Genomic DNA, 26,668 nt, shown 5'->3' with positions numbered 1-26,668 from the left:
AACTATGGGTAACAGGGGTGAAATCGGACTCAGGGCAACAACCTACGGAACCCGGTCTGGAACTTGACTGTCGCGGTATGGTGAGCCAGTGACCAAAGACTTACTGTTCGAACTGCCGGTAAAGGGCGATTCCACCGCATTCATTGTGCTGCTCGCGCGCGCACAATCGGCCGTCGAAAAGCTAAGCCCTCTGCTCACGCCGCTAGCAAACGCCTTCAAAGACGCAGGTGAATCGCTGTACCTCGTGGGCGGCCCCGTGCGCGACGCCATGCTGGGGCGCTTGGGCAACGACCTGGATTTCACTACCTCCGCGCGGCCGGAAACCATCCGCGCAATCCTCGATGGCTGGGGCGACAACGTCTGGGACACCGGCATCGAATTCGGCACCGTCTCCGCTGTGAAAGACGGCCAGCAGGTAGAAATCACCACCTTCCGCTCCGACCTCTATGACGGCGTGACCCGCAACCCGGAGGTCACCTTCGGCGACACGATCGAAGGCGACCTGATCCGCCGCGACTTCCGCGTCAACGCCATGGCGATTGAACTTATACCCACCTCCGACAGTCTGGAATTCGACTTCCACGACCCCGTCGACGGGCTCAAAGACCTGCTCAACCACACCCTCGACACCCCACAGGCCCCCGAGGTGAGCTTCCGCGACGACCCCCTGCGCATGCTCCGCGCCGCCAGGTTTGTCTCCCAACTGGGATTCGACGTTGCCCCACGCGTAAAAGATGCCATGACGGACATGGCCGAAGAGATCGACCGCATCACCGTCGAACGCGTCCAAACCGAACTGGACAAACTCATGTGCGGCGCCCGCCCCTGGGACGGCATCGACCTGATCGTCACCACCGGGCTCGCAGACCGCATCATCCCCGAAATCCCCGCGCTCAAACTCGAACGCGACGAGCACATGCAACACAAAGACGTCTACGCCCACTCGCTGACGGTCTTGAAACAAGCATGCGAGCTTGAAGGGTCAAGCCCGCAAGAAGAAGGTACAAGCTCGCAAGACCCCGACCTCGTGTTGCGCTGGGCGGCGCTTCTGCACGACATCGGCAAACCGGACACGCGCGCAGCCAAACCCGGCGGTGGCGTGACGTTTCACCACCATGAGGTTGTAGGCGCGAAGCTCGCGCGCAAGCGTTTGAGGAAGCTCAAGTACCCCAAGCACGTCATCGAGGACGTGGGGCAGCTGGTGTTCTTGCACATGCGCTTCCATGGTTTCGGCGAAGGCCAGTGGACCGACTCAGCCGTACGCCGCTACGTCACGGACGCCGGGGACCTGCTGCCCCGCCTGCACAAACTCGTACGCGCCGACTGCACCACCCGCAACCCGCGCAAGGCGGCCCGCCTCCAGAACACCTACGACCACCTGGAGGAACGCATCGCAGACTTGGCGGCCAAAGAAGACCTCGCCCGCGTCCGCCCGGACCTCGACGGGAACGAGATCATGGAGATCCTCGGCCTTGAACCCGGACCCCAGGTGGGCAAAGCATGGGCGTACATGAAGGAGCTCCGCTTGGAGCGCGGCGAGCTTGACCACGATGAAGCCGTGGAAGAACTAAAGAAATGGTGGGCTAACAATGGCTGAGTACTTCTACGCCGACCGTCTGTTCACAGCCCTAGAGCGCACCGACCCCGCGCCGGGCATGCTGCTCGTGGCCGCGCCGGGCATGCTCTCCCCCGAGTTTGCTCGCACGGTGGTGCTGGTCCTAGAGCACACGAGCGAACACACCCTGGGCGTGATCCTCAACCGCCGCAGCGACATCGCCGTGGCCAACGTCATGCCCGAATGGGTCGACGTTGTCGCCGCCCCCCAGGCACTATTCATCGGCGGACCCGTCGGGCCGCAAGCAGCCATCGGCGTGGGCGTGATCAAAAACCGCATCGATGTGGCTGAGCACGACGAGCTCACCCGCGTGGCCAATCGCCTCGTCTACGTGGACATGCACAGCGACCCCGCCCGCATGCAGGAGCTCCTAGACGGCATGCGCCTCTTCGTCGGCTACGCCGAGTGGGAACCCGGCCAGCTGGAAGACGAAATTGACCGCGGTGATTGGTACGTCGCCCCCGCTTTGCCCTCCGATGTCATTGCCCCCGCCAACGTGGATCTTACGGGCGATGTCCTGCGCCGCCAGCCCATGCCGCTGCCGCTGTTTTCAACGTTTCCGGCAAATACTGACGATAACTAGAAGACATCTCCCCGTATGACCGCACCGCAACCCTCCCGGCGCCAGGCCATCCGCCAGGGCATTCGTGATACCTGGCTCGTTGGCCTAGGTCTGATTCCGCTCGGCCTCGCATTCGGCCTGGTGATTACCCAGGCAGGTTTTGCCTGGTGGTGGGCACCGATTTTCTCCATCATCATCTACGCCGGCTCCATGGAGTTCCTCGCGGTGTCGATGGTCACGCAGGGCGTCGGACCGATCTCCGCCGCGGTCACCGGTTTCATGGTGAACTTCCGCCACATCTTCTACGGCCTCACCCACCCCCGCGAAACCATCACGTCACCCGCCGCGAGGGCTTACGCCACATATTCGCTTACCGACGAGGTGTACGCGATCACTTCCGCCCCGCCCCACCCGACGGGTGCTCGACTGGTGACGATCCACGCGCTGTGCCAATTGATGTGGGTGATCCCGGGAATCGTCGGCGCCCTCATCGGCGAGATCATTCCGCCGGACATCACCGGGATGGAGTTTGCCCTCACCGCGCTTTTCGTCGTTCTGGCCTACGAGTCGTTTCAGACGAACCGGGACTTTTCCTTGCCGCTTAGCGCACTGATTATCGCCGCCGTCGTGGCAGCGATCGTTCCGCAGGCACTCCTGATCATTGCGCTGACCACCTACTTCATCATTCTTCTTGTTCGGTTCTGGTTTCCGCGGTTGGATCAGGCACTGACACTGACACGGACACGGACACTGGGGACGGATACTCATGGCTGACTACGGCCTGCCCGATGGCGTTACCCTCCCCATGGTCGCTGCTGTCCTTATTCCAGTTGCCATCGTCACCGTTGCTCTTCGCGCTCTACCGTTTGCATTCATCAAGGCTGTCCAGGGCAGCCCGCTGATCGAGTTCCTCCGTGCGACTATGCCCGTGGGCGTCATGGTGGTGTTGGTGGCCTACACCCTTGCTAGTACCCGCGATCAACCCGGCGGTCTGTGGGCGGCACTGGCCGCCACCGCAGCCACTATCGCGTTCCACGCGTGGCGCCGCCGCCCAGGTCTTTCCATCCTCGCCGGAACCGTCGTGTACATGCTCTTAGTCAACCTTTTGTAGGTGTATTACTGCATGTAATCTTGCATGCTAGTGAACTTCCCGTTAACAACCGCGACAGTTCCCGTCGAAAGTCATAAGCTCTTCTGTGTCTAACGCCAAAACTTGAAGGAGCACCCCCATGAAACGCCGTCTTGGCGCAGCCGCCCTTGCCGTGGCTCTCACCCTCCCCCTCGCTGCAGCACCCGCTTTTGCTGAAGAGCCGACCCAGAACGACCCTAAGGTCGGTGGCACCCAGGGCTGGCCGAAGAGCTCTTTCGCTCCGCTCGGAGAGCTCAGCTCCGTGGAGCAGTCCTCCCGCGACAACCGCATCGCGGACGACGAAGAGTACGAAGCGAAGTGGAACGGCGCTATCCGTATGGACCAATTCACGTCCATCATCGAGAAGGCTTATGACATCAAGGGCCTGAAGGATGAAAACGGCAAAGCCACCTCCGAGGCCGAGCGCGTAGAGGCAAACGCGGGCAACTTCGAGCGTAAGAAGACCGACAAGAAGTCGACCGAAGACATTCTTGGCAGCTCGCTGCGTCGCGATGCCGCCCGCAACGTTCAGTTCGGTGAAACCCTGAACATCCTGATCGCCGCTGGCGTTCTCACCCCGATCCTGCTTGGCCTTGGTTGGGCGCTGAGCTCCGGCGTTATCAAGCTGCCGGAGTGCAACCTGGATAACATCAAGCTCCCGTTCTAAGCTGCACGGCTTTTAAAGCTCATAGCGCCCCCGAAAGCGGGCGCCATGAGCTATTATTCCGAATTCATGAAACGCAATTTCATCGCGCTGAGCACCGCCGTCGCGTGTGCCCTTACTATTGCCGTTGCGCCAGCGAATGCGCAGGAATCCAGTCAGCCGGTTTTTGGTGCAGGTTCTTCAGGCCGGTCCGGTTCCTCCGTGCGTAGCGACGCAGACCTCGCCCAGTTCGAGGCGTGGAAGGACCAGCAGACCGCAAACCCATCGAAGAACCTCACGTCTTCCGTTCAGAGCAACGAAAAGATGTGGAACTCCGAAGTGTTGATGAGTTCCTTTAAAGAGGACTATGCCAACAAGCGTCCGATGGGCCAAACATTTGAGATCCTGCTTGGGATCTTGATCTTCTTGCTTCTGGTGGTTCGCCCCTCTCGGGCATAGTCCGTTACGCGGTATCTCCACCGACGGTGATGGAGTCGCCCGCGTCAGCGAACTCGACTGTTTTCAGTCCCTCCAGTGTTGGCCCGGCGACGGGTTCACCCGTGGCGGTATCAAACACCGAACCGTGGGCAGTGCAGCGTACCTGCCCATTCTTTTCCTGCGTGATTTTGTTTCCCTGGTGTGGGCACACCGCAGAGTATGCGACGAAGTTTCCTTCCGTCGGCTGGGCGATGATGAAGTTGTCCATAATCACCGCTCCCCCGACTGGCACCTCTGTTTTAGCCACGGATTCCTCCGGGGGTTTCCCGCACGCCGCCAGGAATGCGCCCGCGAACGTGGTCGCGGTGCCCAGAATGAACATCCGGCGCGAGCAGGACGGAGAGTCAAACTCTGTACCAAAACGTGACCTAGCCATAGCCACTATGGTAGCCGCCGGGTTTAGCGCGTAGCGGCTTTCATGGCGGAGATGTATTCGGTCAGTTCCTCTTTGAGGGCATCCATGTCCGTGATGCGGCCGGGGTTGGGGTGGGTGCCTTCAACGTAGGCGTCAATGATCTTCGTGATCGCGGAACCGGTGATGGCGCCGGCGGCGCCGGCATCGATGGCATCGCGGACGTGCTCCGGGGTGGAAATGCCGAAGCCAAGAAGCGTCGGTGCGCCGCCGTAGGATTTCACGTTGTCCACCACTTCGCGCAGACCGGTGGTTTGAGATTCGCGCTCCGTGCCGGTGACGCCGTCGCGGGAGATCGCGTAAATGTACCCGCGGGAGTGAGCGGCAACGCCTTCGAGAATCTCCGGTCGCGCCTGCGCAGGGGCGATGTATACCGGATCAATCCCAGCGTTGATTGCGGCTTCGGAAAACGGTGCGCCCTCACGCACTGGGACGTCGGGGATCAGGATTGCATCGGCACCGGCTTCGGCGAACTCCGCGTAGAAGCTTTCCAGCCCGCGAACGTAAGGCACGTTCGCGTAGATCAGCATCCCGATGGGAATGTCCGGGAACCGGCGACGAATCTCACGGAGCTGATCCAGCGATGATGCCACGGTGGATCCGCCATCGAGGGCCCGGATGTGTGCCTTTTGAATCGTCGGTCCGTCGGCGACGGGGTCGGAGAACGGAACACCCAGTTCCAAAGCATCGGCGCCCGCTTCCACGGCGGCGGAGATAATCTCCACTGCATCTTCGGGCGTTGGGTCCCCGAGCATGATGAAAGGCACGAACGCGCCTTCGCCCTTGCCGTCGTTACGCTGCGTAAGGCGCGCGAATAGATCGTCGAAGCGGCTCATTAGTTTCCTCGATTCGTGTCGTGCTCACGGCTGGCGGCGATGACCCAGTCCGGGTGCTCATCCAAAGTGCGGCGGACGTGGGCGACGTCTTTGTCGCCGCGGCCGGAAAGGCATACCAGAATGTTCATCGGTGTCTTTTCCTCCTGCGCGCGTGCTGCGCGCTCAAGCGCATACGCCATCGCGTGGGAGGACTCGAGCGCCGGGATGATTCCCTCATACCTGCTGAGCAGCTGGAACGCCTTCAACGCGTCCTCATCAGTCACTGGTACGTACTGCGCGCGGCCGGTTGAGGCCAAGTACGCGTGCTGCGGGCCGACCGCGGGATAGTCCAGCCCAGCTGAGATTGAGTAGGACTCTTCGATCTGCCCGTCGGTGTCACGCATCAGATAGGACTTCGTGCCGTGCAGGATGCCCACGGTTCCCGCCGCGATGGCGGCGCCGTGTTTGCCGGAGTCCATTCCTTCGCCACCGGGTTCCGTGCCAATGAGCTCCACGTCTTCATCCGCGATGAACTCGGAGAACATACCGATCGCGTTGGAACCGCCGCCGACGCACGCGACAACCACATCCGGCAGTGCCCCGGTGCGTTCCAGCATCTGCGCCCGTGCTTCTTCCGCGATGACCTTGTGAAATTCCCGCACGATTGTGGGGAACGGGTGCGGGCCCGCTGCAGTGCCGAGCAGGTAGTGGGACTCGTGGAAGGTCGCGGTCCAATCACGCAGTGCTTCATTCACTGCATCCTTGAGCGTTCCTGAGCCGGAGTCAACACCGACGACCTCCGCGCCCATGAGCCGCATGCGGTACACGTTCGGTGCTTGGCGCTCCATGTCTTTGGCACCCATGTAGATGACGCAGTCTAAGTCGAGCAGCGCACACGCCAAAGCGGTGGCCGTACCATGCTGGCCAGCACCGGTTTCGGCGATGATGCGGGTTTTGCCCATCTTCTTCGCCAACAGCGCCTGGCCAATCACCTGATTGGTCTTGTGCGCACCACCATGGACGAGGTCCTCGCGCTTGAGGTAGATCTTCGCGTACTCGTTGTCCACCGGCAGGTTCCGGCACAGGGTGAGAGGCGTAGGGCGGCCGAGGTAATCACGCAGCAACGCGCGGTACTCCCCCATGAATTCCTCATCCTGCCACGCCTCCACGAATGCCTGTTCCAGCTGGTCAAGAGCCGGAAGGAGTGACTCTGGCACAAATTGTCCGCCAAATTCACCGAAGTAGGCGGGCAGAATGGTCCTGCTACGAGCGGTCTCAGCCATTATGTTCCTCTCTATTGAGGCTTACTCAATACCCGTTGGTGTGTAGAGATCGCTTACAAATCTAGTAGTGAAAGTGCCCGATTGTTTCAAAGGCCGCCCGTATCGCGCCGGCGTCTTTCACGCCCGCCCACTGACCAGCAGTGGCGGGATACTCCACACCGGAGTTGAGGTCAACGCCCGCGCACCCCACCGCCAACGCGTCGCGGAGATTCTCAGCGTTAATACCACCGGCTAACAGCGCGTGCTGCTTCACCGACTCAGGCACCAGGTCCCAGTCGAAGCGTTCGCCCGAGCCGCCGTCGCCAGAATCAAGCACAAGCTTATCGACGCGGCCAACGAGCTCCCCGGCCACCTCCACGCCATCCGGCTGAGTCATAGACACGGCACGCCACAGCGCAACATTCGATCCTGCGGCATCTAGTTCATGCCGCACGTTGTCGACGAGTGCGCGCTCGGCCTCGATACTTCCCTGGTAGGGCGCGTGAATCTGGACAGCGTGGAGCTGCGGCAGTTCCGCAACCAGTTCGCCCCACCCCTGGGTTCGCCGTGAGACCGCGACGTAGTGGAGACCTGACTCCTTCGCGATGATTTCTCGCGCCGTTTCACGTGAAACATTGCGGGGGCTGTTCTCCTCAAAGATGAGGCCACCGTAGACCGCACCCGCGGCACGTGCGGCCTGCGCAGTGGACCAGGTGGTGAGCCCGCACACCTTGTTCGGTCCGTAGACCAGCATGCGCGCTGCCCAGTCCACGTCCGGGGTGCCAGAAAGTTGGGAACCAACCAAGAACCCATCGGAGTGGCCGCCGAGCTGCCGGATGGTCTCCGCATCGCGGATCCCGGATTCCGAGATCACCAGTCCGCCCTCCGGCACGAGAGGGGCCAAGCGGGCAGATCGGTCAAGGTCAATGCTCAAGTCATGCAAGTTGCGGTGGTTCACACCGAACAACTTCGCGCCGAGGCGTTCCGCCCGCGCAACCTCATCTTCATCAATCACTTCGGTCAAAACATCAAGACCGAAACGCTCGGCTTCGGCGGCGAGCTCGCTGTACTCATCGTCGTTAAGCACGCTCAGCATGAGCAGCACGGCGTCTGCGCCGAAGTAACGCGCGGCGTGGATCTGGACCGGGTCAATGATGAAGTCCTTGCACAACACCGGCAGGTGCGTCACAGACGCGACCGTGGCCAAGTGATCATAATCGCCGGAGAAACGTTCCGGTTCACAAAGAACGGAGATCCCGGCCGCGTACCGCGAGTAGACGCTGGCCAACTCACCCGGCTCATAATGCTCGCGGATCGTGCCTAGCGACGGCGAGGACGCCTTGCACTCCATGATGTACTGGTGGCCGGGGCGCGCCAGATTGTCATACAAAGAGCGGGTGGATCGCGGCAGCCCATCAACGTCAACGTGCGCGATGCGCTTGCGAATATCTTCCAGATGACCCCGGCGCGCGGTGACGATCCCCTCGAGCACGGTGGGAAGTTTAGACACTGTAGTCGGCCCCTTCGTGGGTGGCGAGCCAGTCGCGCACCTCACCGTCGACAAGCATCTGCGTTGCTTTCTCCGTGCCTTCGCGCACAGAATCAGCGAGGCCATAGAGGTAGAAGATGGTGCCCGTAGTCGCGGCGATCGCGTCACGGTGCGCCACCGGGCCCTCACCGTTGAAGGTCGCGCGCATCGCAGCGGCGTTTTCCGTGCCGTTGCCGCCAGCTAGATCATCCAGGCTGTGGCGACTGACTCCGAAATCTTCCGGCGTGAGCGTGTAGTGCTCGATGTTTCCAGCTGAATCCAGCTCCCAGATCAAGGTGTCACCGTGGACCGCGATCTCATCGGTGCCCGCGCCGTGGACCACCATCGCGCGCGTGCGACCAAGCTCGCGCATGGTTTCCGCAATCGTCTGGCCCAGTTCCGGCTTGGCGATGCCCATGATCTGGGTCTCCGGGCGGCCAGGCGACAGCAGCGGGCCGAGCGTGTTGAACAGCGTGGGAACGCCCAGCGCCTTGCGCACCGGCTGGACGTGGGCAATCGCCGGGTTGTAGGCGGGCGCGAACAAGAACGTGAAATTGGAAGCCTCAAACTGGCGCACCGCGCGGTCCGGATCCAAGTCCAGTGGAATGTTCAGGGCCTCCAGCACATCCGCGGAACCGGACTTGGACGACACCGAGCGGTTTCCGCACTTAATCATCTTCACCCCACCAGCGGCCGCGGCCAGCGATGCCGCCGTAGTGATGTTGATCGTGTTCTTACCATCCCCGCCGGTCCCCGCCGTATCCATAATTCCCGCACCCGTGATCGGGAACGGTCGACCCGCAGCCAGAAACGCCTTCGCGGCGCCGGCAATATCAGCGAAGGTCTCCCCGCGCGTGCGCACCGTGGCCAGCAAGGCCGCAATGTGGACATCATCATAATCACCGATGGTCAGCGGCGTGAAGGCCTCAACGGCCTCTTCCAGGGAGGGCTCTTTGTTGTCCAGGAAGGCTTTCAAAATGGTGAGCGAAGATTCACTAGCCACGAGGGCTCCTTTGGGTGTTGTTCTTTTGGGTGTTGTTCTGTATCAGCGCATACACGCACCGTTCCAGCATGATTGGTCCGGCGGGGGTCAGGATGGATTCGGGGTGGTACTGCAGGCCAATGGACATCCCGTCGCGCGATTGCGCAGCCATCACCACGTTGCCCGTCGCGGCCTTTGTGCGCGCCAGCGGAACCAGTTCCTCTGGGACATCGACGGTTCCCAGTGAGTGATACCGCGCAACCGGGACGGTCACGCCCGGGGAATCAAACTCCGGCCCGCCATCAATAGCCAGACCCTCAAAGATCGGGCTGGCCAGCCCCTCGTCCGTCAACGTCATCCCGATCGACTCACCGTGAACCGGACCGCACGGCGTCACTGCCCCGCCGAAGTGCTCCACGAGCGCCTGGAAACCAAGACAGATTCCCAACAGCGGAATGCGGCCCTGCGCGGCGGCAATGAGTTCCATCATGCAGCCAGCGTCCGCCGGGTAACCCGGGCCGGGTGAAAGGATCACCAGGTCCGGAGCGGAGTCGATGATGGTCTGCGCGGGCACGGTATTCCGGTACACCGTGAACTCATGGTCCGCCAACGTACTCAGCGCGTCCACGAGGTTGTAGACAAAAGAATCTTGGTTATCTAGCAACACAATCCGGCTCATGCGTCTACCTCCAAGCGTGCTCCCGCCGCGTGCGCGATGGCGCTTAGGACCGCGTACGCCTTGTGCAAAGTCTCATCCGCCTCCGACTGCGGGTTCGAATCACGCACCACGCCCGCACCGGCCTGCACGCACGCGGTTCCCCCGCTGACGTACGCGGAACGAATCACGATGCACGTGTCCATGTCGCCGTTGCCCTTGAGGTACCCCACTGCCCCACCGTAGGACCCGCGCCGGGCACCTTCGCGCTCGCGCAGCAGCTCCGTGGCCCGCAGCTTCGGCGCGCCCGTGAGCGTACCCATGTTCATGCACGCGCGGTAGGCATCAAGGGCGTCGAGTTCCTCATCCAACGTCGCCGTCACGCGGGACACCAGGTGCATCACGCGCGAGTACCGATCCACCTGCAGCAGGTCCCGCACCCGCCTCGTGCCCGGAACGGCGACGCGCGCCATGTCGTTGCGCGCCAAGTCAACCAGCATCGTGTGCTCCGCGACCTCCTTCGAGTCGGTGCGCAACTGCAGTTCCATGCGGGTATCCAGCTCATGGTTAATGGAGCCATCCGCGTTGAGCCCACGCGGCCGCGTCCCGGCAATCGGGTACAGCTGCACCTCACGCGTTGCGGCCTCAAATTTCAAACTCGACTCCGGAGACGCCCCAAAAAGCTCGTATGGTGTGCCATCCACATCCAATCCGCGCACGTAAAACATGTACGGCGAAGGGTTCGAATCCCTCAGTGCCTTGTACGCCGCGAACGCATCCGGACACTCACAGCTAAACGCCCGCGCCGGCACGACCTGATAGATATCGCCGTTATAGATGTCGTCCATCAGCTTGCTCACGTCCGCACGGTACGCCTCATCATCTAAGTCGGCGTGTGCGACGAGCACATTGCTTGACGACGACACCCCACGCGCGGACGGAGCGTGCTCCGTCCGCGCTTCGTCGATAAGCGTGGCAAGCTCCCTCATCCGACTCTTCACATCCCCGCCGGCGATATCAACGCCCTTGAGCTTTGCCGTCTGGGATTCGTGGTCGATGAGCAGGACGATTTCCGCGGCAACGAACTGGTAGTCGGGGTACGTGTTCGGCCCAGCGCCCACGGGCGGGAGATCTTCGAACGTAGCCAGAAAATCAAAGGCAAACCCGCCAGCGACCATGGGGAGATCCCCCTGTGGATCCTCATACCCAGCGTCGAACGCGAGCGCACGAAGCGGCGCGACGTTACTCGGCGCCAAAAGCCTCTCGCGCTCATCCGCGGCCGTCGACCGAGGGAACACAAAGGTGCCCTCCTCCCCTTCAAAACCCCCAAGCTGCTGGCGCAGCCTCTGGGCAATCGCGTCCCCCGACACCGTCAAGGGCTCCACCGTCACCGCATCATCATCGCAGGTCACGCGTACCGACGATTCCAGCACCGCCAAGGAGTGCAACCCCGAACGCGTAGTGATATCGGCCGACTCCAACAGCACGACATCTGTGGCCGCCGTGCCCCCAAGGATCTCAAACAGGCGCGACGCATCCGCGTGGTAGCGCACCTGCACTTCCACAACCTGCGCGTCGAGCGCGCCTACTAAGTCACTCATATGTGTCTTTTGTGTCTTTCTCGCGAAACTAGTTGTTGCCACGCGAGTCCGCGCGGTTCGCCGCTTCACGCAGCGCAGCAATGTCTACCTTAGAAGACGGCTGCTCCTGCGCCTTCTCATTAGCCCTGAGAATCCGGGCGGTGCGCGCACCCTGATTCGCGCCGACACTGATAGAAGCCAACGCCGCAACGACCGCGACCGCGGGGAACACCCACACCCACCCCTGCGCAATAAAGGCAAACGACGCTGCAAACGCCATAGCCAGCGAGGCCAAGATCACGAAGAACCCAGTCACCTTATGCGCGGCGTCCCAGATTTCCTTGGACTCTCGCGCCTCCGGGACCTGTAAACCCACGTATTTATTACCCGGGAACTTCTGCGTTACCATCGCAGCCCCACCGGCGAGCAACACGAGTGCCACGATGAGGAAGAGAATGCCTAGTACCACGTTTACGGTCATAGAACCAGTGTAGGATATGGCGTTTGCCTTAAGATACTGTGCATGTCCTCAAAATCAGTTCTTAAATCCCTGTTGTTCTGGATCGTTGTAGCGATCGCCGCAGGTATTGCGTGCAGCTTCTTCTTCCCCACCTGGCTCGCGCGCGTGTTTGTCACTTTCAATGGCATCTTCTTCGGTTTCCTGGGCTTCTTCGTGCCCGTCTTGATCTTCGCCCTGATCACGCCCGCTATCGCTGGCCTCGGCAAGGGCGCGGGCAAGTGGCTGGGGATCACCGCCGGTATTGCGTACGGCTCAACGATCGTCTCCGGGCTCATCGCGTGGGGCGTCTCCGCTGCGCTCTACCCTTCGCTTCTGGGTAACCAGACCCTCATCACCGCGGTGGATGATATCGACGAGGGAGCCCTAAGCCCCTACTTTGAAATTGAGATGGAGCCCCCGTTCGCGGTGCTCACCGGCCTGCTGCTGGCCTTCTGCGTTGGTGTGGCCATGACCAGCGTGCAATCCGCCACGATGCACAAGTTCTTCGAGGAATTCGAGAGCGTGATCATGAAGGTCGTCAGTTCGTTCATCATCCCGCTGCTGCCGGTAGCCATCTTCGGCATGTTCCTCTCCCTGGGCATGAACGACAACCTGGGCTCCACCATGGCGGCCTTCGGCAAGGTCTTGGTCCTGGCAATCGTCATGACCATCTTGCTCATCATCGTGCAGTACCTGATCGCCGGCGCTATCGCGGGCGTCAACCCGTTCGTCGCACTGAAGAACATGCTCCCGGCCTACTTCACCGCGCTGGGCACGTCCTCGTCCGCAGCAACGATTCCGGTCACATTGCGCTCCACCCTCACCAACAAGGTGGATGAAAACGTTGCCGGCTTCGTCGTTCCGCTGTGCGCGACGATCCACCTCTCCGGTTCCATGATGAAGATCGGGCTCTACACGTTCGCGATTATCTTCATGTCCAACATGGACGTCTCCCCCGCGCTGACCCTCGGCTTCATCCTCATGCTCGGCATCATGATGATCGCCGCTCCGGGCGTTCCCGGCGGCGCCATCATGGCCGCGACGGGCCTCTTGGCCTCCATGCTTGGTTTCGACGACAACATGGTCGGCCTCATGATCGCCGCCTACATCGTCATTGACTCCTTCGGCACCGCGGCCAACGTCACGGGCGACGGCGCTATCGCCCTCGTGGTGAACCGCTTCGCCTCCGGCAAGCTTGAGGGTGTTCACGCCGCGGAAGAGGACCGTCGATAAGCTTCTTCAAGCTCTCGGCCATTCGTCTAACCTTGGGTCCATGGTGAACGCACGGCACATCGGAGTCATCGCAGCTGTCACGGCACTGTCCGGCCTTATAGGTGGCGGCGTTGGCTACGCCACGAATGACGTCCCGCCGATTGAATCATTCCAGATGCAAACAACGTCCATCACGGACGTGGAAATCTGGGATCCGGACGACGTTCTGACCAGCGAAGACGAGGCCCGCATGCTTCGCGACGCCCAGCGGATCCAGGCGCCAGAGACCGTAACCAAGCTGCGCTACCTCGTCTTTGCAACGAACCGTGAGAAGGTCAACGACTCTGTCGAAGAGTACTTGCGCGACAACCACCCTGATCTCATCGGCGAGAAAAAGTTTGCTGACGGGCTCCTGCTGGTAGGCGTGGGTTTGCAGCCGCGACAGGCTTTCGTATTTGCCGGACCTGATGTTGCTGCTGAGTTGGACTTAAAAGACGGCAGCGACCACCTCCGCGCTTCCACCGATGCGATGAAAGAGGGCGTCAAAGCTGGCAACATTCCCGCCGGCCTCTTCAAGAGTGCCCGTACCGCAACCGACGTCGAAACCGTAAGCCAGTTGCGCCACGACGCCGCCGCCGAGGAGCGTTCTGACGCGACATCGGCCGGCGGTATCGGCGCGGGTCTTGCAGGTTTGGGTGCTTCTACCGGTGCCGTTGCGTTGTCCGAACGCCGCCGTCGCAAAATTGATCAAGCCCGCGACGATTACGACCGCATCACTGGCGAGTACACGCGCCTTGCCGGGCGTCTCGACGAATTGGATATCCGCGCCAATTCCATCGCCTCGAGCTTCGCCGATCACGAACTGCGCGACCAATGGAATGACGTACGCAACCGTTTCTTTAAACTCCACGAGTTTGTCAATGGTGCCGGCGGGATCGGGGAAATTGACGTCAACGACGACAAGTCGTTCCTGGCCAAGGCAAAACAATTAGCGACTGCGCGTGAGACCGTTGACCAGGCATTTTACGCGGAGGAAAACATTGACCGCCTCTTTGAGATCGAACGCGGCGATCCCGGCGCCCGCCGTGCGGATTTGACCAAGCTCATCGAGGACGTTTCTTCCGCCCGCCACCAAGTCCGCGACCGCCAGCTTCGTGGCGACCTCACCCACCTAGAAGGCCGCATCCGCCAGCTCGACGCGAACCCCTCCTCCCCCACCTTCCTCGACGACTTTGTGCGCATCCTGTACGACTACCGCACAATCATGGCGGAAGTGAAGCGCCGCGAGTTCTCCGACGTCAAGGAGTACGAGGCACTCCACCAGCCACGCCTCTACGACCACGGATTCTTCTACGGCGGCGTGATCACCTACTCGCAAATGGACTCCTGGCACGCCACCAATGTGTCTATCCACGAGGAGCGCACCTCCTCCAGCTCTGACTCCAGCGGTTCGAGCTTCGACTCAAGCTTCTCCTCCGGATTCTCCGGCGACGGTGGCAGCTCAAGCTTCTAATCCGACGTCCCCGCCTGCGTCGTCGATTGCATGTTCGATGCAGCGCAGTGTTTTTCACGCCTTTGTCGGCGCGCTCTTTATGGTGTGAGGTGGGGCGGGCCGTCTTCCTGGCTCTCACTGGTTGCTCGTTGTTGTGACTAGAACATGTGAGCCAAAATACATAGAAAGAACGATTAAAAAGGGTTGCTAGCCGAATAAGTGTTTGGATACACTTATGGTATCGGGCGGCAAACTACTTTTTAAAGGGGGTTCCGATGACGACAAAAGGTCGTGGCGGTGGCGGTGGATCAACGTTTGTGGGTACACCTGAGCCGTATTTCAGTATTGAGCGCTTCGACGATGAGCGTGTAGCTTCAGGGCACATTCTGCGGGAGGCGGAATACGCATTGTTTTCCTGCTACGCGGAACAAGGTTTCGGCGTGTGGGACATGGATGTAGAAATAGCTACCTTGCAGCGTGATACGGGCATGAACAAATGGGCCGTTACACGCGGGATTCTGGGGTATTCACGCCTGCAGGATTTACCCATGCTCAAAGAGCTTCAGGAGGAATCGAAGCTGCTTGATACCACTCGCCTCGCAGCCATCGATACCGTCTGCAGTGAATTGGGCAACGGTGTGGATGTAGAGGTCTGGTTTGAGATTGACGGTTTCCTGGTGGACCTGTTCACCCCTAACGCCCCGAACCAGATCTTCCCTGGGACGGGCACCATCTACTATCAGTTGCGCCGCCGAATCGGAGAGATAGATCCCGGCGTGCGTTATGACGAGAAGCGGCGTAAGAAGCGTGAGAAACAGGCTGAGGGTAAAGCGACTCTCTCCTATATTCGACGTGCTGGCGGTAAAACCCTCGAGTATTCATCCGATGCGGCCACCATGTCAGCAGTTCAGGCATTCATTGAAGAGACAGCACGAGAGAACGATATCTCTCTCGCCGACGCCACGACTGCGCTGTTGACGGGCGCGCTTGTACCGCCAGTACAAGTCACGTTGTACGGTTACGTGCCCACCACCGCTCCGGAAAACGGCGGCAACCCGATTGAAGGAGCGCCCGTCTTCTTCCCTGATTCCGGGTGGACTGATCCCCACGGGCTGGCTTCACTCGACGAAATGGGTGGGCTCGACGGTGCACGGATCATCCCTCTTGATCCCGTGGCGGAGCAAGAAACGACGAGCTACCGACCCACTACGGCAATGATCGCTCTGTGCGCGGGCCGCGACGGTACCTGCCTCTGGCCCGGTTGCTCTAAGCCAGCACAGCGTTGTCAGCTCGACCACCGGATCCCATTCGATGAAGGTGGGCGAACAACCCCGAGCAACCTGTTCAGCTTGTGTCAGCACCATCACAACGTAAAAACCGATCGACGGGCGCACTACATTGTGGATCCTGAAACTCGTGAGGTGGTCTGGCTTTTCGACGATGGGACGTACGCGCTCACTCACCTCGAAGGCTTCATCGGTGACCAATTAACTCCGCGTAACCCTAGATGGCGACGTTCCTTGGACGACATCAAGGTTTCAAGGCGGCATGCAGCCCAATTCTTTGCAAAAGCTCACACGATCGCCGATCAGATTGACGATGCCTACGATGCCGGCGAAGACCCAGCAGAACTATTCGCTCAGCTCCGCGATCTTGAGGAGGAGTATGGAATCGCATTTGACATCCAACTTGTCCGACCACCGTTCTAATGATGAAGCAGGTTACAGTGGTGGGGTGACCAAGCCTTATAAGCCTGATTCATCATCCAGGGATATTCGTCTGTCAGATCTGGAGAGATCTGAGGCGCTAGCTGACTTAAGCTTTGCGCTCGGTGAAGGCCGCCTGGATCAAGATGAGTTTGATCGCAGGTGTGAAGAAGTTTACGAGGCGACCACTAAAGGAGACCTCGAACCTCTTTTCAAAGACCTGCCGATCCCAGAGCCACAGCCCAACCCCCTGGTTAAACCGGTGTCCGGTTCAGTGCCTGGCCGCGCGCTCGAGCCGTTGTATAGCAAGGGCGAGCTGACGAAGGCGCATGCGAGCGGGCAGAACATCCGGTTGGGTTTGCTTGGTTTGGGTTCGGTCGGCTCATTGGTGCCCGCGACGATTTTCGCTGGTGCTTTTGGTGCAGATTTCTTCCTGGGTCTGCCGATGCTGGTCATCCCCACTCTGTACATACTCTTGTATGTCATGAAAGTGGGGCCCTCGAGTTGGTATACACCGAGCCCGGCCCAGATTGAACGGCAGCGGCTTCGGGAGCTTAGGGCCGCGCAACGTATGGACCAGGAACGTCGGCGAAACGAACGTAAAGAATTGACCGATCAGATAACCGGGGACGCGTTGCAGATTGCGCACAAGACGATAAACCGATTCAAGAAGTAGATCTCTGGTGGATAATAGAGGTATGCAGCCCCAGACCACTTCCATTTTTTACACCAGCTACTACGGCTCAACGCAGCGGTACGCAGAAGCGCTCGCGGAACAGATAGGGGTGACAGCGGTTGAGCTACCGGATCCCGCAACCGTTACTGCGGATGGCGGGCCAATCGTCATCCTCTCCCCCATCCACGGGCCGTCTCACCCCGGCGCAAGGTTTGTGAAAGAGTTGGGGGAAGAGGTCGTCGATAAGCGAAAGCTCTGCTTGGCGACGGTGGGAATGACCCTTGATGAGGTCGCTGTCGAACAGGACGCGGCGCGCGACTTGTTGGGTAAGAGGGCAGACCGCGTGGCTCGATTCTATCTGCCGGGCCGGCTGAACTACCCTGAGCTGACGCCGTCGCACAGAAACGTCATGCGGGCGATGGTGACGATGTTGAAGCTCAAGCCGGGCAAGACCGCGAACGAGCGCATGATGATTGACAGCTACGGCAAGGACGTTGACCGGGTGGACCTTGGCCGCCTCGATGAGATCGTGGAGTGGCTTGCCGAGAGCGACGGTTAAAAGGGCAATGTTTCACGTGAAACATTGCCTCCGGTGGGTGGTCCGAAGGGGGTCGCTGTAAACTCGCTATACATGACGAACGCGAGCTCCTCCCCCGCTTTCCGTTACGGCGCGGGCCTTGCAAATGAGATTGAGACGAAGTGGCAAAAGTACTGGATTGACAATGGCACGTTCAATGCGCCGAACCCGGTCGGGCCGCTAGCTACGGGTGGAGAACTTCCGAAGGACAAGCTCAACGTTCAGGACATGTTCCCGTACCCGTCCGGCGCGGGCCTGCACGTTGGGCACCCGCTGGGGTACATCGCGACGGATGTGTTCGCGCGCTATAACCGCATGCTGGGCAAAAACGTGTTGCACACGCTCGGCTATGACTCCTTCGGATTGCCGGCAGAACAGTACGCCATCCAAACAGGAACGCATCCGCGGACGACGACGATGGCGAACATTGAGAATATGACCCGCCAGCTTGACGCTCTGGGCCTGGGTCATGACCGTCGGCGGGCCGTGGCGACAACGGACCCGGAATTCTACAAGTGGACTCAGTGGATCTTCCTACAGATTTTCAATGCGTGGTTCGACGAAGATCTGCAGAAGGCGCGGCCTATCGCTGAACTTATTGACGAACTGTCATCAGGCATCCGGAAGACAAAGGACGGCAAGGACTATTCGCAGTTGAGCGACGCTGAAAAGCGCGCCGCGGTGGACGAGTTCAGGCTGGTGTACCTATCGGATTCGATGGTGAACTGGTGCCCGGGGCTGGGCACGGTGCTGGCAAACGAGGAGGTGACAGCCGACGGGCGGAGTGAACGCGGGAATTTCCCGGTGTTCCGGAAGCGTTTGCGCCAGTGGATGATGCGTATTACCGCGTACTCGGACCGCCTGCTGGATGACCTAGAGTTGCTGGATTGGACCGAGAAGGTCAAAGCGATGCAGCGCAACTGGATCGGCCGCTCCCGCGGTGCTGAGGTGACGTTTGTTGCGCGCACTGAGGCGGGCGCAGAACACGACCTTGAGGTCTTCACCACCCGCCCGGACACGCTCTTCGGTGCGACGTACATGGTGCTCGCGCCAGAGCATGAGCTTGTCGACGAGCTGGTGGCCAGCGCTTACCCCGAGGATGTGGATGCCCGCTGGACTTTTGGTGCGTCCACTCCGCGCGAGGCCGTGCATGAGTACCGGAAGGCGATCGCGGCGAAGTCCGATGTGGAGCGCCAAGAGAATAAGGAAAAAACAGGTGTTTTCCTGGGCACCTACGCGGTGAACCCGGTGAGTGGCGCGAAGGTGCCGGTGTTCATCGCAGATTATGTTCTGACGGGGTACGGAACGGGCGCAATTATGGCGGTGCCGGCTCATGATGAACGTGACTATGAGTTTGCGCAGGTATTTGGCTTGCCCATCGTCGAGGTCCTAGAGGGCGGCGACATTGAAGAAGCGGCGTTCACGGGAGACGGACCGCACGTCAACTCGGCCAACGATGAGGGCCTGGATCTGAACGGGCTGGGCAAGCAGGAGGGCATCGACGCCGCGATTGAGTGGCTGGCCGAGAAAGGTTCGGGCCGCGAAAAGGTGCAGTACAAGCTACGTGACTGGCTTTTTGCCCGCCAGCGCTACTGGGGTGAACCCTTCCCGATTGTCTATGACGCGGAAGGCAACGCGCATGCATTGCCGGAAGACTTGCTGCCGGTAGAACTGCCAGACGTGGAAGACTACAACCCGGTTTCCTTTGATCCGGATGACGCGGATTCAGAGCCTTCTCCCCCGCTGGCGAAGGCAACTGACTGGGTCAACGTCACCCTGGATTTGGGCGACGGTCCTAAGGAGTACACCCGCGACACCAACGTCATGCCGCAGTGGGCGGGTTCGAGCTGGTACCAGCTGCGCTACATTGACCCGACGAATGATGACCAGTTCTGCGCGCTAGAAAATGAGCGCTACTGGACCGGCCCGCGCCCGGATGTCCACGGTGAGAACGACCCGGGCGGCGTGGACCTGTATGTCGGCGGTGTTGAGCACGCGGTTTTGCACTTGTTGTACTCGAGGTTCTGGCACAAAGTTCTGTACGACTTGGGTCACGTGACCAGCAAGGAACCGTACCGCCGTTTGTTCAACCAGGGATACATTCAGGCGTATGCGTACACGGATGCCCGCGGCGTGTATGTTCCGGCGGCCGATGTGGAAGAGAAGGACGGCAAGTTCTTCTACAACGGTGAGGAGGTCAACCGGGAATACGGCAAGATGGGCAAGTCCCTGAAGAATGCCGTTGCTCCTGACGACATCGCGCAGGAGTTCGGCGCTGACACGCTGCGTGTGTACGAGATGTCGATGGGTCCGCTGGATACTTCTCGTCCTTGGGCGACGAAGGACGTCGTCGGTGCGCACCGTTTCCTGCAGCGCCTGTGGCGCCTGGCGGTCGATGAGGAGTCGGGTGAGCTCACGCTGTCTGACGCACCGATGTCGGAGGAGGACGCCAAACACCTGCACAGGACGATCGCGGGTGTGCGCGACGACTATGAGAACTTGCGTGACAATACGGTCGTCGCGAAGCTGATTGAGTACGTGAACTACCTGACGAAGACGCGCGACGCGTCCGGCGGCAATGTTTCACGTGAAACATTCCAGCCGCTGGTTCAGATGGTCTCGCCGCTAGCGCCACACATCGCGGAGGAACTCTGGCAGAAACTCGGGCACAGCGACACCATTACGTTCGAGCCGTTCCCAACGTTCGATGAGCATTTGCTTATCGACGACACGGTCGAGCTGCCCGTACAGATCAACGGAAAGGTCCGGGCCCGCATCAACGTGCCTACTGACGCGGACAAGGGCACGATTGAGGAAATCGCTCTGACCGACGAACGGGTTGCCGCTCTGATCGAGGGCAAGAACGTGGTCAAGACGATTGTCGTGCCCGGGCGCATGGTGAACCTAGTGGTGAAGTAGTCGTGGCGAGTCGGCGCGCCGCTGCGGGGGCCCTTCTTGCCTACTTGTGCGTGGTCATCGCCCTGACCATGCTCAAGGCCTTCTACCGCATCGGGTATTTGTGGGACCCCGCCAACCAGATGCGTCGGGGTGTCTCGCTCCTCCCCCTCGATGAGTTCGTCGGTGCCACGTCGTGGTTCAAACCGATATTTGAGTACGGCGGCAACGTCGCCTTCTTCATACCCGTCGGGATGCTGGCGTACATTCTCTTCGAGCGCAGCACACGGCAAATCATGACCGCTACCCTATTCGGCGCTGGGTTTAGCCTGCTCGTAGAAGTATCCCAGTACGTTTTTGCACTGGGATTCTCGGATATCGACGATCTGGTAATGAATACACTCGGCGCCTTCATCGGCGCGACGCTGGCCAAATGGTGCGGTCCCAAGCTTCACGGGCTCTGGGTCGCGCTCTCGTACGTCGCCGCGGTGGTATTCGTTGGACTCCTGATCGCGGGTGAGAGTCTCGGCGACCCCAGCAAGATCAAGAACATCTAAAGATGGGAAAACAAGTAAACGCCACTCTCTTGCGAGCGTCCGCAAATAGGGACGATTTCAACCTGTTCAGTCGTGGCAAAATTGTCTATTGGCCCCGGCCAGAAAAGAAATGACCACCCCGCCTACCGATCTACGGAGAGCCGGAGGGGCTCTTGTCAGCGGGGTGGAACCTTTAGATAGATACTAGAGCATTCACCTAGGAGTGGTCTACGAAACCTCGACGACGGTGCGGCCGTGGCGGGTGCCTGCGAGAAGGCCGGCTCCGACTTCCTGAACTCCATCGAGGCCAACGGTTTCGGTGTATGCCTTGAGTTTCTGCACGTCAAGGGACTCTGCGAGGAGCTGCCAGGCTTCATCGCGGAACGGGGCGGGTGCATCGACGGAGTTGATGCCGACGAGGTTGACCCCGCGCAGGATGAACGGCATGACGGTTGTGGGAAGGTCCCCGCCGGCGGCGCGGCCGCACGCGGTGACTGTGCCGCCCCAACGAACCTGAGCCAACACGTTGGCCAGCGGAACGGACCCGACTGCGTCGAGCGCACCCGCGAAGCGGACTTTCTGCAGAGGTTTGCCGGGTTCGGAGAATTCGGCGCGGTCGAGGACATCGGTAGCGCCGAGGTCGCGCAGGTAATCGGCATACTCGTCGACGCGACCGGTCAGTGCCACGACCTCGTAACCGCGGTCTGCAAGCAGCTGGATGGTGACGGATCCGACGCCGCCGGTCGCGCCGGTGACGAGAACTGGGCCGTCCTTGTCGGGGGAGAAGCGTTCGTACCCGGCGACGGCAAGAGCAGCGGTGTAGCCGGCTGTGCCGATGGCGGCGGTGGTCCAGGCGTCGAAACGGTCGGGGACACGGGTGATCTTGGTGGAGTCGATCTTTAGCGTTTGCGTGTAGCCGCCGTGGCGACGCTCGCCGATGCCCCAACCGTTCACGGTGACGAGTTCACCTGACTCCAGGGTGCCGACTGCATCGATGCCAGCGACGGTGGGGTAGTGGCGGATGATGCCGGCGCTGCCTTCCAGGGCCATCCCGTCCTTGTAGTTGACGGAGGAGTGGGACACGTTGATCAATGTGTCGCCCTCGCCGGCGAACTCGGGTTGGGTGGGGACGAGTTGTGGGCCGTCCTCGGTAGCGATAAGGCTCTTTGCGTCTGATTGTGGTGTAGTCATGGCACCAGGGTAGTTGGGTTGGGTGGGAAGTGGCGTCGATAAGCTAATGAGCTGCGTATATAAAAAGTCCACTATATGATTTCGCGTCTAAGGGCCTAACAGACACTGCTTAAGGGGTAAGGATGGGTACAACGCTTAAAAGTGGGCGTAGTAAAGCTTGGTAGAATCGGGGCTCATGAATGAGCGCGATTGGTTCACGCGGACCGTGTTGCCGGATGGGGAGGAGCCGGATCCGCGGTTCACGCTCGCGAATGAGAGGACCTTTCTTGCGTGGACGCGTACGTCGCTGGCGTTTCTGGCCGGTGGTATCGCGCTTGAGGCGTTCGCGCTGCCGGGGCTTGATCCCGATGTGCGGCGCTTGGTAGCGGTGATGATCATCGCCGTGGGAATGGCGATTGCGGGGGGCGCATCGGTGAGGTGGGTCCGGACTGAGCGGGCGCTGCGCAACGGGCGGCCGCTGCCGGCGCCAGCGATCGCGCCGATCCTCGGGTTAGGGATCATGATCGCGTGCGTTGTAGTGATAGCGGGACTTTTCTAAAAGCAATGGATATCCCAGTCGCGGACAAAGGACTGCAGCCGGAGCGCACGACGATGGCGTGGGCGCGAACATCGGCAGCGACCATTGTGTGTGCGCTGACGCTACTGCGCTGGTCAGAGCCATACCCGGGGCTCGTGTTTGGGGCCATCGGGTTGCTCACGGTGGTAGCAATGGTGATTGCGGTGCGGGAGAGGGCGACCTATCGTCGACAAGCAATGGGGCTCAAAGATGAGCTGGTGCTGGCGAATGTGGGCGGCGTGTTCGCGATGACCGGCGCGATGATGGTGCTCGGAGTGATTGGAATGGCGCTGGTGCTGATGGCTTAGAGGGCGCTGTCGTCGAAGAACTCCTCGATGAACAGGCGGCCTGAGGGGGTGGCCTCCATGCGGTGGCGGGTGGAGGTGGGGGTGAGTACGCCGAGGCCGATGAAGAGATCGATGATGAATTCGGGGTCGTCGGGCATGGTGACGACCTCGGGGTCGATGAGAACCTCCGTCTCAAAACCCAGCCATTCGAGCACTTCATCCCACACGTCAAGGCCGAAGTAGCCGGGGAGATGATCGAAGATTTGCTGGAGCATGAGGTCGCCCTCGACTAAGGCGGTGCGGCCGCGCGGGGACAGGATGACCTGCTGGTTATCGTTGATCAGGTGGCCGAGGGACTCAAAGAAAAGGCGCAGCTCAAGGATCGGCCGGACGCTGATTTCGCGCGGCCGGCTCGACGGGATAGGTAGGCCGAGCGGTTCTGCAAGGGCGCGGACATCCGCGGCGCGCAGATTTCCTTCCTGGGTGAGTTTCCGCGGGACGGTGAAGTGCACCAATAGCGCGCGGCAATGGTCATTGATCTGGTCAAAGGGCTCGCTGAGTAGGAATTCGGGGTTATCCTCATCGATCTCCTCTGCGAAAAATTCCGAAATCGCGGCGATGAGCGTGGGGTTGCGCTCCGGGTTCGGGTCGAGGGAGAGAATATTCTGCAGGTCAGGGCGAGATTCCATGAATTCTTCGAACTTGTCGGCGATCTCTTCCGAATGCGGGTTCGCCTCTAGCTCGCCGGAGCCATCGAGCATCAGGTCCTCGGCGGTGAACGCAATGCGCTCGCTTATCGACGGATGGTCAGCAGCGGACAGACGTTGGATAAGCCGTTCCGGACTCATCACCGGCATGAAGCTAAGGAGGAGCGGCGAAACCTTTAAATTTGGGCTGTGGCCTGCGGCAAGCCGGCGCGCTTCGGTGTGGAACTGGGTCATCATGTCCGGCCCACCGCAGGCTTCGATGACATCGGGACCGAGGGCGTCGACGAGCAGTGGAGTAGGGCCCTCCACCTCAGCTGTGCCGAAGCGTTCAATGTGGACGTTCCAGTTTGCCGATGGGTCATACACGTAGGTCATCGGGGGCATATCGGCGATGGTGACGTGTTCCTCATCGAGTTCGCCCGTGGACGGCCAAGAGGAATAGACCTGATTCTTGCCTCCGACGTTGGCCATGTAAAAGTGCTTGGCCACGCCGGAAAAGCCGAAGGCTGCGTCGATGATAGGGGAGAGCTCTGAAAGGTCCGTTGTCCCCTCAAGGTTGACAAGGCGAGAAATCTCCGGGCGCGAACCCTCTATGGTCATCAGAACCGACACGATCATGGGCCCAACCTTACGGCGTTGGCACCCCATGCGCTGGGATCCAGGGCGAATTGCACACTATAGTGTACATTTCTGCGCGTTGTGGCTAGTGATCCAGAATCTCGTAGTCGCCGGAGTAGTCAATCTCTTCGGCCTGCTGTTCTGGCCCGCCCAGAAGGATCACGGTGGTGCGTGAGGACGAGGTGTTTACGATGTGAAGCATCTGGCGGCCAGCCTCAACGTGCCCGACGGCTCCGCCTGGAAGCTGGGTTTCTTCGAGTTCGATGCCGTCATCCGAGGTCATCAGAACATGCTCAAAATCCCGGTTCACCCACACGGTGAAGTCAGCATTAGGTTCAAGGTAGAGCTCCGCGCCTTCCACCGGGGCACCGACTTCCACTTCGCGGCCGAAGAGAGCGCCCGCGAACACCGTAGCGGTGCCGACCTCCCTACCGTCGAGGCCCACCAAGGTGTGAGGGAGCGGAATGTGGATGTTGTAGCCGACGTTTTCTGCAACGTCTTCGTCCAGCGTGAGGCCCAACTCAACGCCCGAGGGCGTCACCAAAACCGCGTTGCAAGGCTCATTGAAGGTCCACGCGCCGATTCGGCGAGCTGGCATTTGCTCATTGTCCATGCGGGCAAGCCTACTTGAGCTTTGGTCGTGCTCGCAGAACAAGTTCTGCACTGCCCAGCGCAGCCAGAACTGCCGTCACCCCAAGCACCGCTGGGAGGTAGCCGGAATCCACACAGACCGCGCCGAGCGCCGCGCCGGATGCGATGCCGACCTGGAAGGTGACCACGTAAATCGCGCTTGCCCGGTCCTGTTGCTGTTGTCCGGCGTGCATGAAGATCGTGGTCGCGGACGTGGGCAGAGCACCAGCCGCGGTACCCAGCACCACGATGAGCGCACCAAGAGCGATCCACTGCGCCACACCCTCAGTGAGAAATGCCAGGTACCCCAAAGCAGCGGCAACGATGAGAGCGCTCACCGCGATTGCGTTCACCCGAATCATGCGTCGATCCACGCGCCGGCCCGCGATCACCACGCCGACAATTCCGAACAGACCGTACGCGCTGAGCCCCGCTGCAACATAGGGCAGACCCACGGTCCGTTCCACGATGAGGCCCAGGTAGGAGTACGTTGTGAAAATCGCTGTCACCGCCAACGCGAGGTAGACCACTAGTTGGAGGATGGCGGAGGTGGTGGGGTGGTCGTCGTTAAGCTCACTGCGCCTAAGCTGGGGCATCGAGGGAAGCGAGAGCATGAGCACGCTTATCGACGCAACCGTCACCGCGCCCAGGATCCACGTCGAGGTGCGCCAACCGAGCGCGTTGCCGATGAACGTGGAGATGGGCGAGCCCAAGACCAGTGCGAACGTCGAGCCAAGGGACACGATGGCGACCGCCCGGCCTGTGGAGCCGGCGGGGGAAAGACGCGCTGACATGGGGTTGACCAGGGACCAGAAGAGGCCGTGGGTGACGGCGGCGCAGATACGCGCGGCAACGAGAACCCAATAATTAGCTGCGAGCGCCTGAAGAACAATTCCGCCGGTAAGGAAGACCAACGTGCTGATCAGCAGCGGGCGTCTGTTGACGTTGCGCGTAAGCCACATCAACGGCAACGTCACTACGGCGACGAGGCCTGCGTAAATGGTCATCAGGAGGCCCACGCGACCTTCGCTAACGCGCAGGTCATGGCTGATCGGGGTGATCAGGCCGACCATGAACATCTCATAGGTGACGTAGACGAACGCCGCGAAACTAATCGCGATGAGCGGCACCCACTGCATCGACTCTGAGCGTTCAGTCGTCTGCGCCGGCCTGGGCGCGCGTTTCCTCTCTCTTCCCACGAGGGTCCAGGCTAAACCTGTTCTGGCCCTGGCGCAGGCGAGTCCGTCCCAGGCGATTCGCGAAATTTTGATTTGCTGACGTATCAGTGAAAACTGTCACCGCTGTGACCTGCGGGTTTGCGGGGGATATCGAAAGTTGGATATAAATTTCGCGTATCGACGGGCGGGGAACCTAGCGGGCAGGAAGGCGACTCCTGACGATGGTG

27 protein-coding genes are annotated in these 26,668 nt (G+C 60.6%); 15 read left to right on the top strand and 12 right to left on the bottom strand.

Annotation, left to right across the window (positions count from 1 at the left end):
* Positions 1–88: 88 nt before the first annotated feature.
* The 6 genes from CAQUA_RS11090 to CAQUA_RS11065 all read left to right on the top strand — a co-directional run bounded on the left by CAQUA_RS11090 (position 89) and on the right by CAQUA_RS11065 (position 4,408).
* A complete protein-coding gene (locus CAQUA_RS11090; protein WP_196825069.1) occupies positions 89–1,597 on the top strand; it encodes a CCA tRNA nucleotidyltransferase in 1,509 nt (502 codons plus the stop codon).
* The gene (locus CAQUA_RS11085; RefSeq protein WP_196825070.1) at positions 1,590–2,198 is read left to right on the top strand and encodes a YqgE/AlgH family protein; all 609 of its coding nucleotides are present in this window, start codon (positions 1,590–1,592) and stop codon (positions 2,196–2,198) included. Before CAQUA_RS11090 ends, CAQUA_RS11085 begins: the two co-directional genes overlap by 8 nt.
* 15 nt (positions 2,199–2,213) lie before the next feature.
* Complete coding sequence (locus CAQUA_RS11080; RefSeq protein WP_196825071.1) at positions 2,214–2,951, top strand: AzlC family ABC transporter permease; 738 nt, start codon at positions 2,214–2,216, stop codon at positions 2,949–2,951.
* On the top strand, positions 2,944–3,288 hold the full coding sequence (locus CAQUA_RS11075) for a branched-chain amino acid transporter permease (RefSeq protein ID WP_196825072.1): 345 nt from the start codon (positions 2,944–2,946) through the stop codon (positions 3,286–3,288). The genes CAQUA_RS11080 and CAQUA_RS11075 overlap by 8 nt, the downstream gene beginning before the upstream one ends.
* Positions 3,289–3,406: 118 nt before the next feature.
* Positions 3,407–3,973, top strand: a complete 567-nt coding sequence (locus tag CAQUA_RS11070; RefSeq protein WP_196825073.1) for a hypothetical protein — start codon at positions 3,407–3,409, stop codon at positions 3,971–3,973.
* A gap of 66 nt (positions 3,974–4,039) precedes the next feature.
* Positions 4,040–4,408 carry a hypothetical protein gene (locus tag CAQUA_RS11065; protein ID WP_196825074.1) on the top strand — a complete coding sequence of 123 codons (369 nt, stop codon included), beginning with the start codon at positions 4,040–4,042 and terminating at the stop codon, positions 4,406–4,408.
* A 4-nt stretch (positions 4,409–4,412) separates the two neighbouring features.
* Here the strand turns inward: CAQUA_RS11065 and CAQUA_RS11060 are convergent, their stop codons facing one another.
* The 8 genes from CAQUA_RS11060 to CAQUA_RS11025 form a co-directional block, all read right to left on the bottom strand.
* On the bottom strand, positions 4,413–4,769 hold the full coding sequence (locus CAQUA_RS11060) for a Rieske (2Fe-2S) protein (protein ID WP_196825689.1): 357 nt from the start codon (positions 4,767–4,769) through the stop codon (positions 4,413–4,415).
* A 77-nt stretch (positions 4,770–4,846) separates the two neighbouring features.
* On the bottom strand, positions 4,847–5,695 hold the full coding sequence (gene trpA, locus CAQUA_RS11055) for a tryptophan synthase subunit alpha (protein ID WP_196825075.1): 849 nt from the start codon (positions 5,693–5,695) through the stop codon (positions 4,847–4,849).
* On the bottom strand, positions 5,695–6,957 hold the full coding sequence (trpB, locus tag CAQUA_RS11050) for a tryptophan synthase subunit beta (protein WP_196825076.1): 1,263 nt from the start codon (positions 6,955–6,957) through the stop codon (positions 5,695–5,697). Before trpB ends, trpA begins: the two co-directional genes overlap by 1 nt.
* A gap of 61 nt (positions 6,958–7,018) precedes the next feature.
* On the bottom strand, positions 7,019–8,446 hold the full coding sequence (trpCF, locus tag CAQUA_RS11045) for a bifunctional indole-3-glycerol-phosphate synthase TrpC/phosphoribosylanthranilate isomerase TrpF (RefSeq protein ID WP_290178424.1): 1,428 nt from the start codon (positions 8,444–8,446) through the stop codon (positions 7,019–7,021).
* Positions 8,439–9,467, bottom strand: a complete 1,029-nt coding sequence (gene trpD / locus CAQUA_RS11040; protein ID WP_196825078.1) for an anthranilate phosphoribosyltransferase — start codon at positions 9,465–9,467, stop codon at positions 8,439–8,441. The genes trpCF and trpD overlap by 8 nt, the downstream gene beginning before the upstream one ends.
* Positions 9,460–10,125 carry a glutamine amidotransferase-related protein gene (locus CAQUA_RS11035; RefSeq protein ID WP_196825079.1) on the bottom strand — a complete coding sequence of 222 codons (666 nt, stop codon included), beginning with the start codon at positions 10,123–10,125 and terminating at the stop codon, positions 9,460–9,462. Before CAQUA_RS11035 ends, trpD begins: the two co-directional genes overlap by 8 nt.
* On the bottom strand, positions 10,122–11,702 hold the full coding sequence (locus tag CAQUA_RS11030; protein ID WP_196825080.1) for an anthranilate synthase component 1: 1,581 nt from the start codon (positions 11,700–11,702) through the stop codon (positions 10,122–10,124). The genes CAQUA_RS11035 and CAQUA_RS11030 overlap by 4 nt, the downstream gene beginning before the upstream one ends.
* A 28-nt stretch (positions 11,703–11,730) precedes the next feature.
* A complete protein-coding gene (locus CAQUA_RS11025; RefSeq protein WP_196825081.1) occupies positions 11,731–12,162 on the bottom strand; it encodes an SdpI family protein in 432 nt (143 codons plus the stop codon).
* 42 nt (positions 12,163–12,204) lie between these two features.
* On the opposite strand from CAQUA_RS11025, the gene CAQUA_RS11020 reads away from it, so the two are divergent.
* The 7 genes from CAQUA_RS11020 to CAQUA_RS10990 all read left to right on the top strand — a co-directional run bounded on the left by CAQUA_RS11020 (position 12,205) and on the right by CAQUA_RS10990 (position 21,295).
* On the top strand, positions 12,205–13,413 hold the full coding sequence (locus CAQUA_RS11020; protein WP_196825082.1) for a dicarboxylate/amino acid:cation symporter: 1,209 nt from the start codon (positions 12,205–12,207) through the stop codon (positions 13,411–13,413).
* Positions 13,414–13,453: 40 nt separating this feature from the next.
* The gene (locus CAQUA_RS11015; RefSeq protein ID WP_196825083.1) at positions 13,454–14,905 is read left to right on the top strand and encodes a DUF5129 domain-containing protein; all 1,452 of its coding nucleotides are present in this window, start codon (positions 13,454–13,456) and stop codon (positions 14,903–14,905) included.
* A 254-nt stretch (positions 14,906–15,159) separates the two neighbouring features.
* The gene (locus tag CAQUA_RS11010; RefSeq protein ID WP_196825084.1) at positions 15,160–16,593 is read left to right on the top strand and encodes an HNH endonuclease signature motif containing protein; all 1,434 of its coding nucleotides are present in this window, start codon (positions 15,160–15,162) and stop codon (positions 16,591–16,593) included.
* A 25-nt stretch (positions 16,594–16,618) separates the two neighbouring features.
* Positions 16,619–17,266 carry a DUF1707 SHOCT-like domain-containing protein gene (locus tag CAQUA_RS11005; RefSeq protein WP_196825085.1) on the top strand — a complete coding sequence of 216 codons (648 nt, stop codon included), beginning with the start codon at positions 16,619–16,621 and terminating at the stop codon, positions 17,264–17,266.
* A gap of 22 nt (positions 17,267–17,288) precedes the next feature.
* Positions 17,289–17,825 (top strand): flavodoxin domain-containing protein, encoded by a 537-nt coding sequence (locus CAQUA_RS11000; RefSeq protein ID WP_196825086.1) that lies wholly within the window; start codon positions 17,289–17,291, stop codon positions 17,823–17,825.
* A 72-nt stretch (positions 17,826–17,897) separates the two neighbouring features.
* Positions 17,898–20,762 (top strand): leucine--tRNA ligase, encoded by a 2,865-nt coding sequence (leuS, locus tag CAQUA_RS10995; RefSeq protein ID WP_196825087.1) that lies wholly within the window; start codon positions 17,898–17,900, stop codon positions 20,760–20,762.
* A gap of 50 nt (positions 20,763–20,812) precedes the next feature.
* Positions 20,813–21,295 carry a VanZ family protein gene (locus CAQUA_RS10990; protein WP_435383916.1) on the top strand — a complete coding sequence of 161 codons (483 nt, stop codon included), beginning with the start codon at positions 20,813–20,815 and terminating at the stop codon, positions 21,293–21,295.
* Positions 21,296–21,502: 207 nt separating this feature from the next.
* On the opposite strand, the gene CAQUA_RS10985 is transcribed toward CAQUA_RS10990, so the two are convergent.
* Positions 21,503–22,465, bottom strand: a complete 963-nt coding sequence (locus tag CAQUA_RS10985) for an acrylyl-CoA reductase family protein (protein WP_196825088.1) — start codon at positions 22,463–22,465, stop codon at positions 21,503–21,505.
* Positions 22,466–22,640: 175 nt separating this feature from the next.
* Here CAQUA_RS10985 and CAQUA_RS10980 point away from each other — a divergent pair, with 175 nt between their 5' ends.
* Complete coding sequence (locus CAQUA_RS10980) at positions 22,641–23,003, top strand: YidH family protein (RefSeq protein WP_196825089.1); 363 nt, start codon at positions 22,641–22,643, stop codon at positions 23,001–23,003.
* A 5-nt stretch (positions 23,004–23,008) separates the two neighbouring features.
* The gene (locus CAQUA_RS10975) at positions 23,009–23,329 is read left to right on the top strand and encodes a DUF202 domain-containing protein (RefSeq protein WP_196825090.1); all 321 of its coding nucleotides are present in this window, start codon (positions 23,009–23,011) and stop codon (positions 23,327–23,329) included.
* Here CAQUA_RS10975 and CAQUA_RS10970 read toward each other — a convergent pair.
* The 3 genes from CAQUA_RS10970 to CAQUA_RS10960 form a co-directional block, all read right to left on the bottom strand.
* Positions 23,326–24,633 (bottom strand): IS1096 element passenger TnpR family protein, encoded by a 1,308-nt coding sequence (locus CAQUA_RS10970; RefSeq protein ID WP_196825091.1) that lies wholly within the window; start codon positions 24,631–24,633, stop codon positions 23,326–23,328. The genes CAQUA_RS10975 and CAQUA_RS10970 overlap by 4 nt on opposite strands.
* 85 nt (positions 24,634–24,718) lie before the next feature.
* Entirely contained in the window at positions 24,719–25,246 is a 528-nt protein-coding gene (locus CAQUA_RS10965; protein WP_196825092.1) for a hypothetical protein, read from the bottom strand.
* A 10-nt stretch (positions 25,247–25,256) separates the two neighbouring features.
* Positions 25,257–26,402, bottom strand: coding sequence for an MFS transporter (locus tag CAQUA_RS10960; RefSeq protein WP_196825691.1), 1,146 nt, complete (start codon positions 26,400–26,402; stop codon positions 25,257–25,259).
* Positions 26,403–26,668: the final 266 nt, after the last annotated feature.

The sequence above is a fragment of the Corynebacterium aquatimens genome (genome assembly GCF_030408395.1).
GTDB lineage: Bacteria > Actinomycetota > Actinomycetes > Mycobacteriales > Mycobacteriaceae > Corynebacterium > Corynebacterium aquatimens.
The sequence above is the reverse complement of the archived record's forward strand: the minus strand, read 5'-3'. Positions and strand labels throughout refer to the sequence as shown.

Bases quoted from the DNA above. Each gene is read 5' to 3' on its own strand.
- CAQUA_RS11060 (WP_196825689.1), bottom strand. From the start codon at position 4,769: ATGTTCATTCTGGGCACCGCGACCACGTTCGCGGGCGCATTCCTGGCG.
- trpA (WP_196825075.1), bottom strand. From the start codon at position 5,695: ATGAGCCGCTTCGACGATCTATTCGCGCGCCTTACGCAGCGTAACGAC.
- CAQUA_RS11035 (WP_196825079.1), bottom strand. From the start codon at position 10,125: ATGAGCCGGATTGTGTTGCTAGATAACCAAGATTCTTTTGTCTACAAC.
- CAQUA_RS10985 (WP_196825088.1), bottom strand. From the start codon at position 22,465: ATGACTACACCACAATCAGACGCAAAGAGCCTTATCGCTACCGAGGAC.
- CAQUA_RS11010 (WP_196825084.1), top strand. From the start codon at position 15,160: ATGACGACAAAAGGTCGTGGCGGTGGCGGTGGATCAACGTTTGTGGGT.
- trpB (WP_196825076.1), bottom strand. From the start codon at position 6,957: ATGGCTGAGACCGCTCGTAGCAGGACCATTCTGCCCGCCTACTTCGGT.
- CAQUA_RS11025 (WP_196825081.1), bottom strand. From the start codon at position 12,162: ATGACCGTAAACGTGGTACTAGGCATTCTCTTCCTCATCGTGGCACTC.
- CAQUA_RS11080 (WP_196825071.1), top strand. From the start codon at position 2,214: ATGACCGCACCGCAACCCTCCCGGCGCCAGGCCATCCGCCAGGGCATT.
- CAQUA_RS11020 (WP_196825082.1), top strand. From the start codon at position 12,205: ATGTCCTCAAAATCAGTTCTTAAATCCCTGTTGTTCTGGATCGTTGTA.
- CAQUA_RS10975 (WP_196825090.1), top strand. From the start codon at position 23,009: ATGGATATCCCAGTCGCGGACAAAGGACTGCAGCCGGAGCGCACGACG.
- CAQUA_RS10960 (WP_196825691.1), bottom strand. From the start codon at position 26,402: ATGCAGTGGGTGCCGCTCATCGCGATTAGTTTCGCGGCGTTCGTCTAC.
- CAQUA_RS11085 (WP_196825070.1), top strand. From the start codon at position 1,590: ATGGCTGAGTACTTCTACGCCGACCGTCTGTTCACAGCCCTAGAGCGC.
- CAQUA_RS10980 (WP_196825089.1), top strand. From the start codon at position 22,641: ATGAATGAGCGCGATTGGTTCACGCGGACCGTGTTGCCGGATGGGGAG.
- CAQUA_RS11000 (WP_196825086.1), top strand. From the start codon at position 17,289: ATGCAGCCCCAGACCACTTCCATTTTTTACACCAGCTACTACGGCTCA.
- leuS (WP_196825087.1), top strand. From the start codon at position 17,898: ATGACGAACGCGAGCTCCTCCCCCGCTTTCCGTTACGGCGCGGGCCTT.
- CAQUA_RS11015 (WP_196825083.1), top strand. From the start codon at position 13,454: ATGGTGAACGCACGGCACATCGGAGTCATCGCAGCTGTCACGGCACTG.
- CAQUA_RS11030 (WP_196825080.1), bottom strand. From the start codon at position 11,702: ATGAGTGACTTAGTAGGCGCGCTCGACGCGCAGGTTGTGGAAGTGCAG.
- CAQUA_RS10970 (WP_196825091.1), bottom strand. From the start codon at position 24,633: ATGATCGTGTCGGTTCTGATGACCATAGAGGGTTCGCGCCCGGAGATT.
- CAQUA_RS10965 (WP_196825092.1), bottom strand. From the start codon at position 25,246: ATGGACAATGAGCAAATGCCAGCTCGCCGAATCGGCGCGTGGACCTTC.
- CAQUA_RS11075 (WP_196825072.1), top strand. From the start codon at position 2,944: ATGGCTGACTACGGCCTGCCCGATGGCGTTACCCTCCCCATGGTCGCT.
- CAQUA_RS11070 (WP_196825073.1), top strand. From the start codon at position 3,407: ATGAAACGCCGTCTTGGCGCAGCCGCCCTTGCCGTGGCTCTCACCCTC.
- CAQUA_RS11065 (WP_196825074.1), top strand. From the start codon at position 4,040: ATGAAACGCAATTTCATCGCGCTGAGCACCGCCGTCGCGTGTGCCCTT.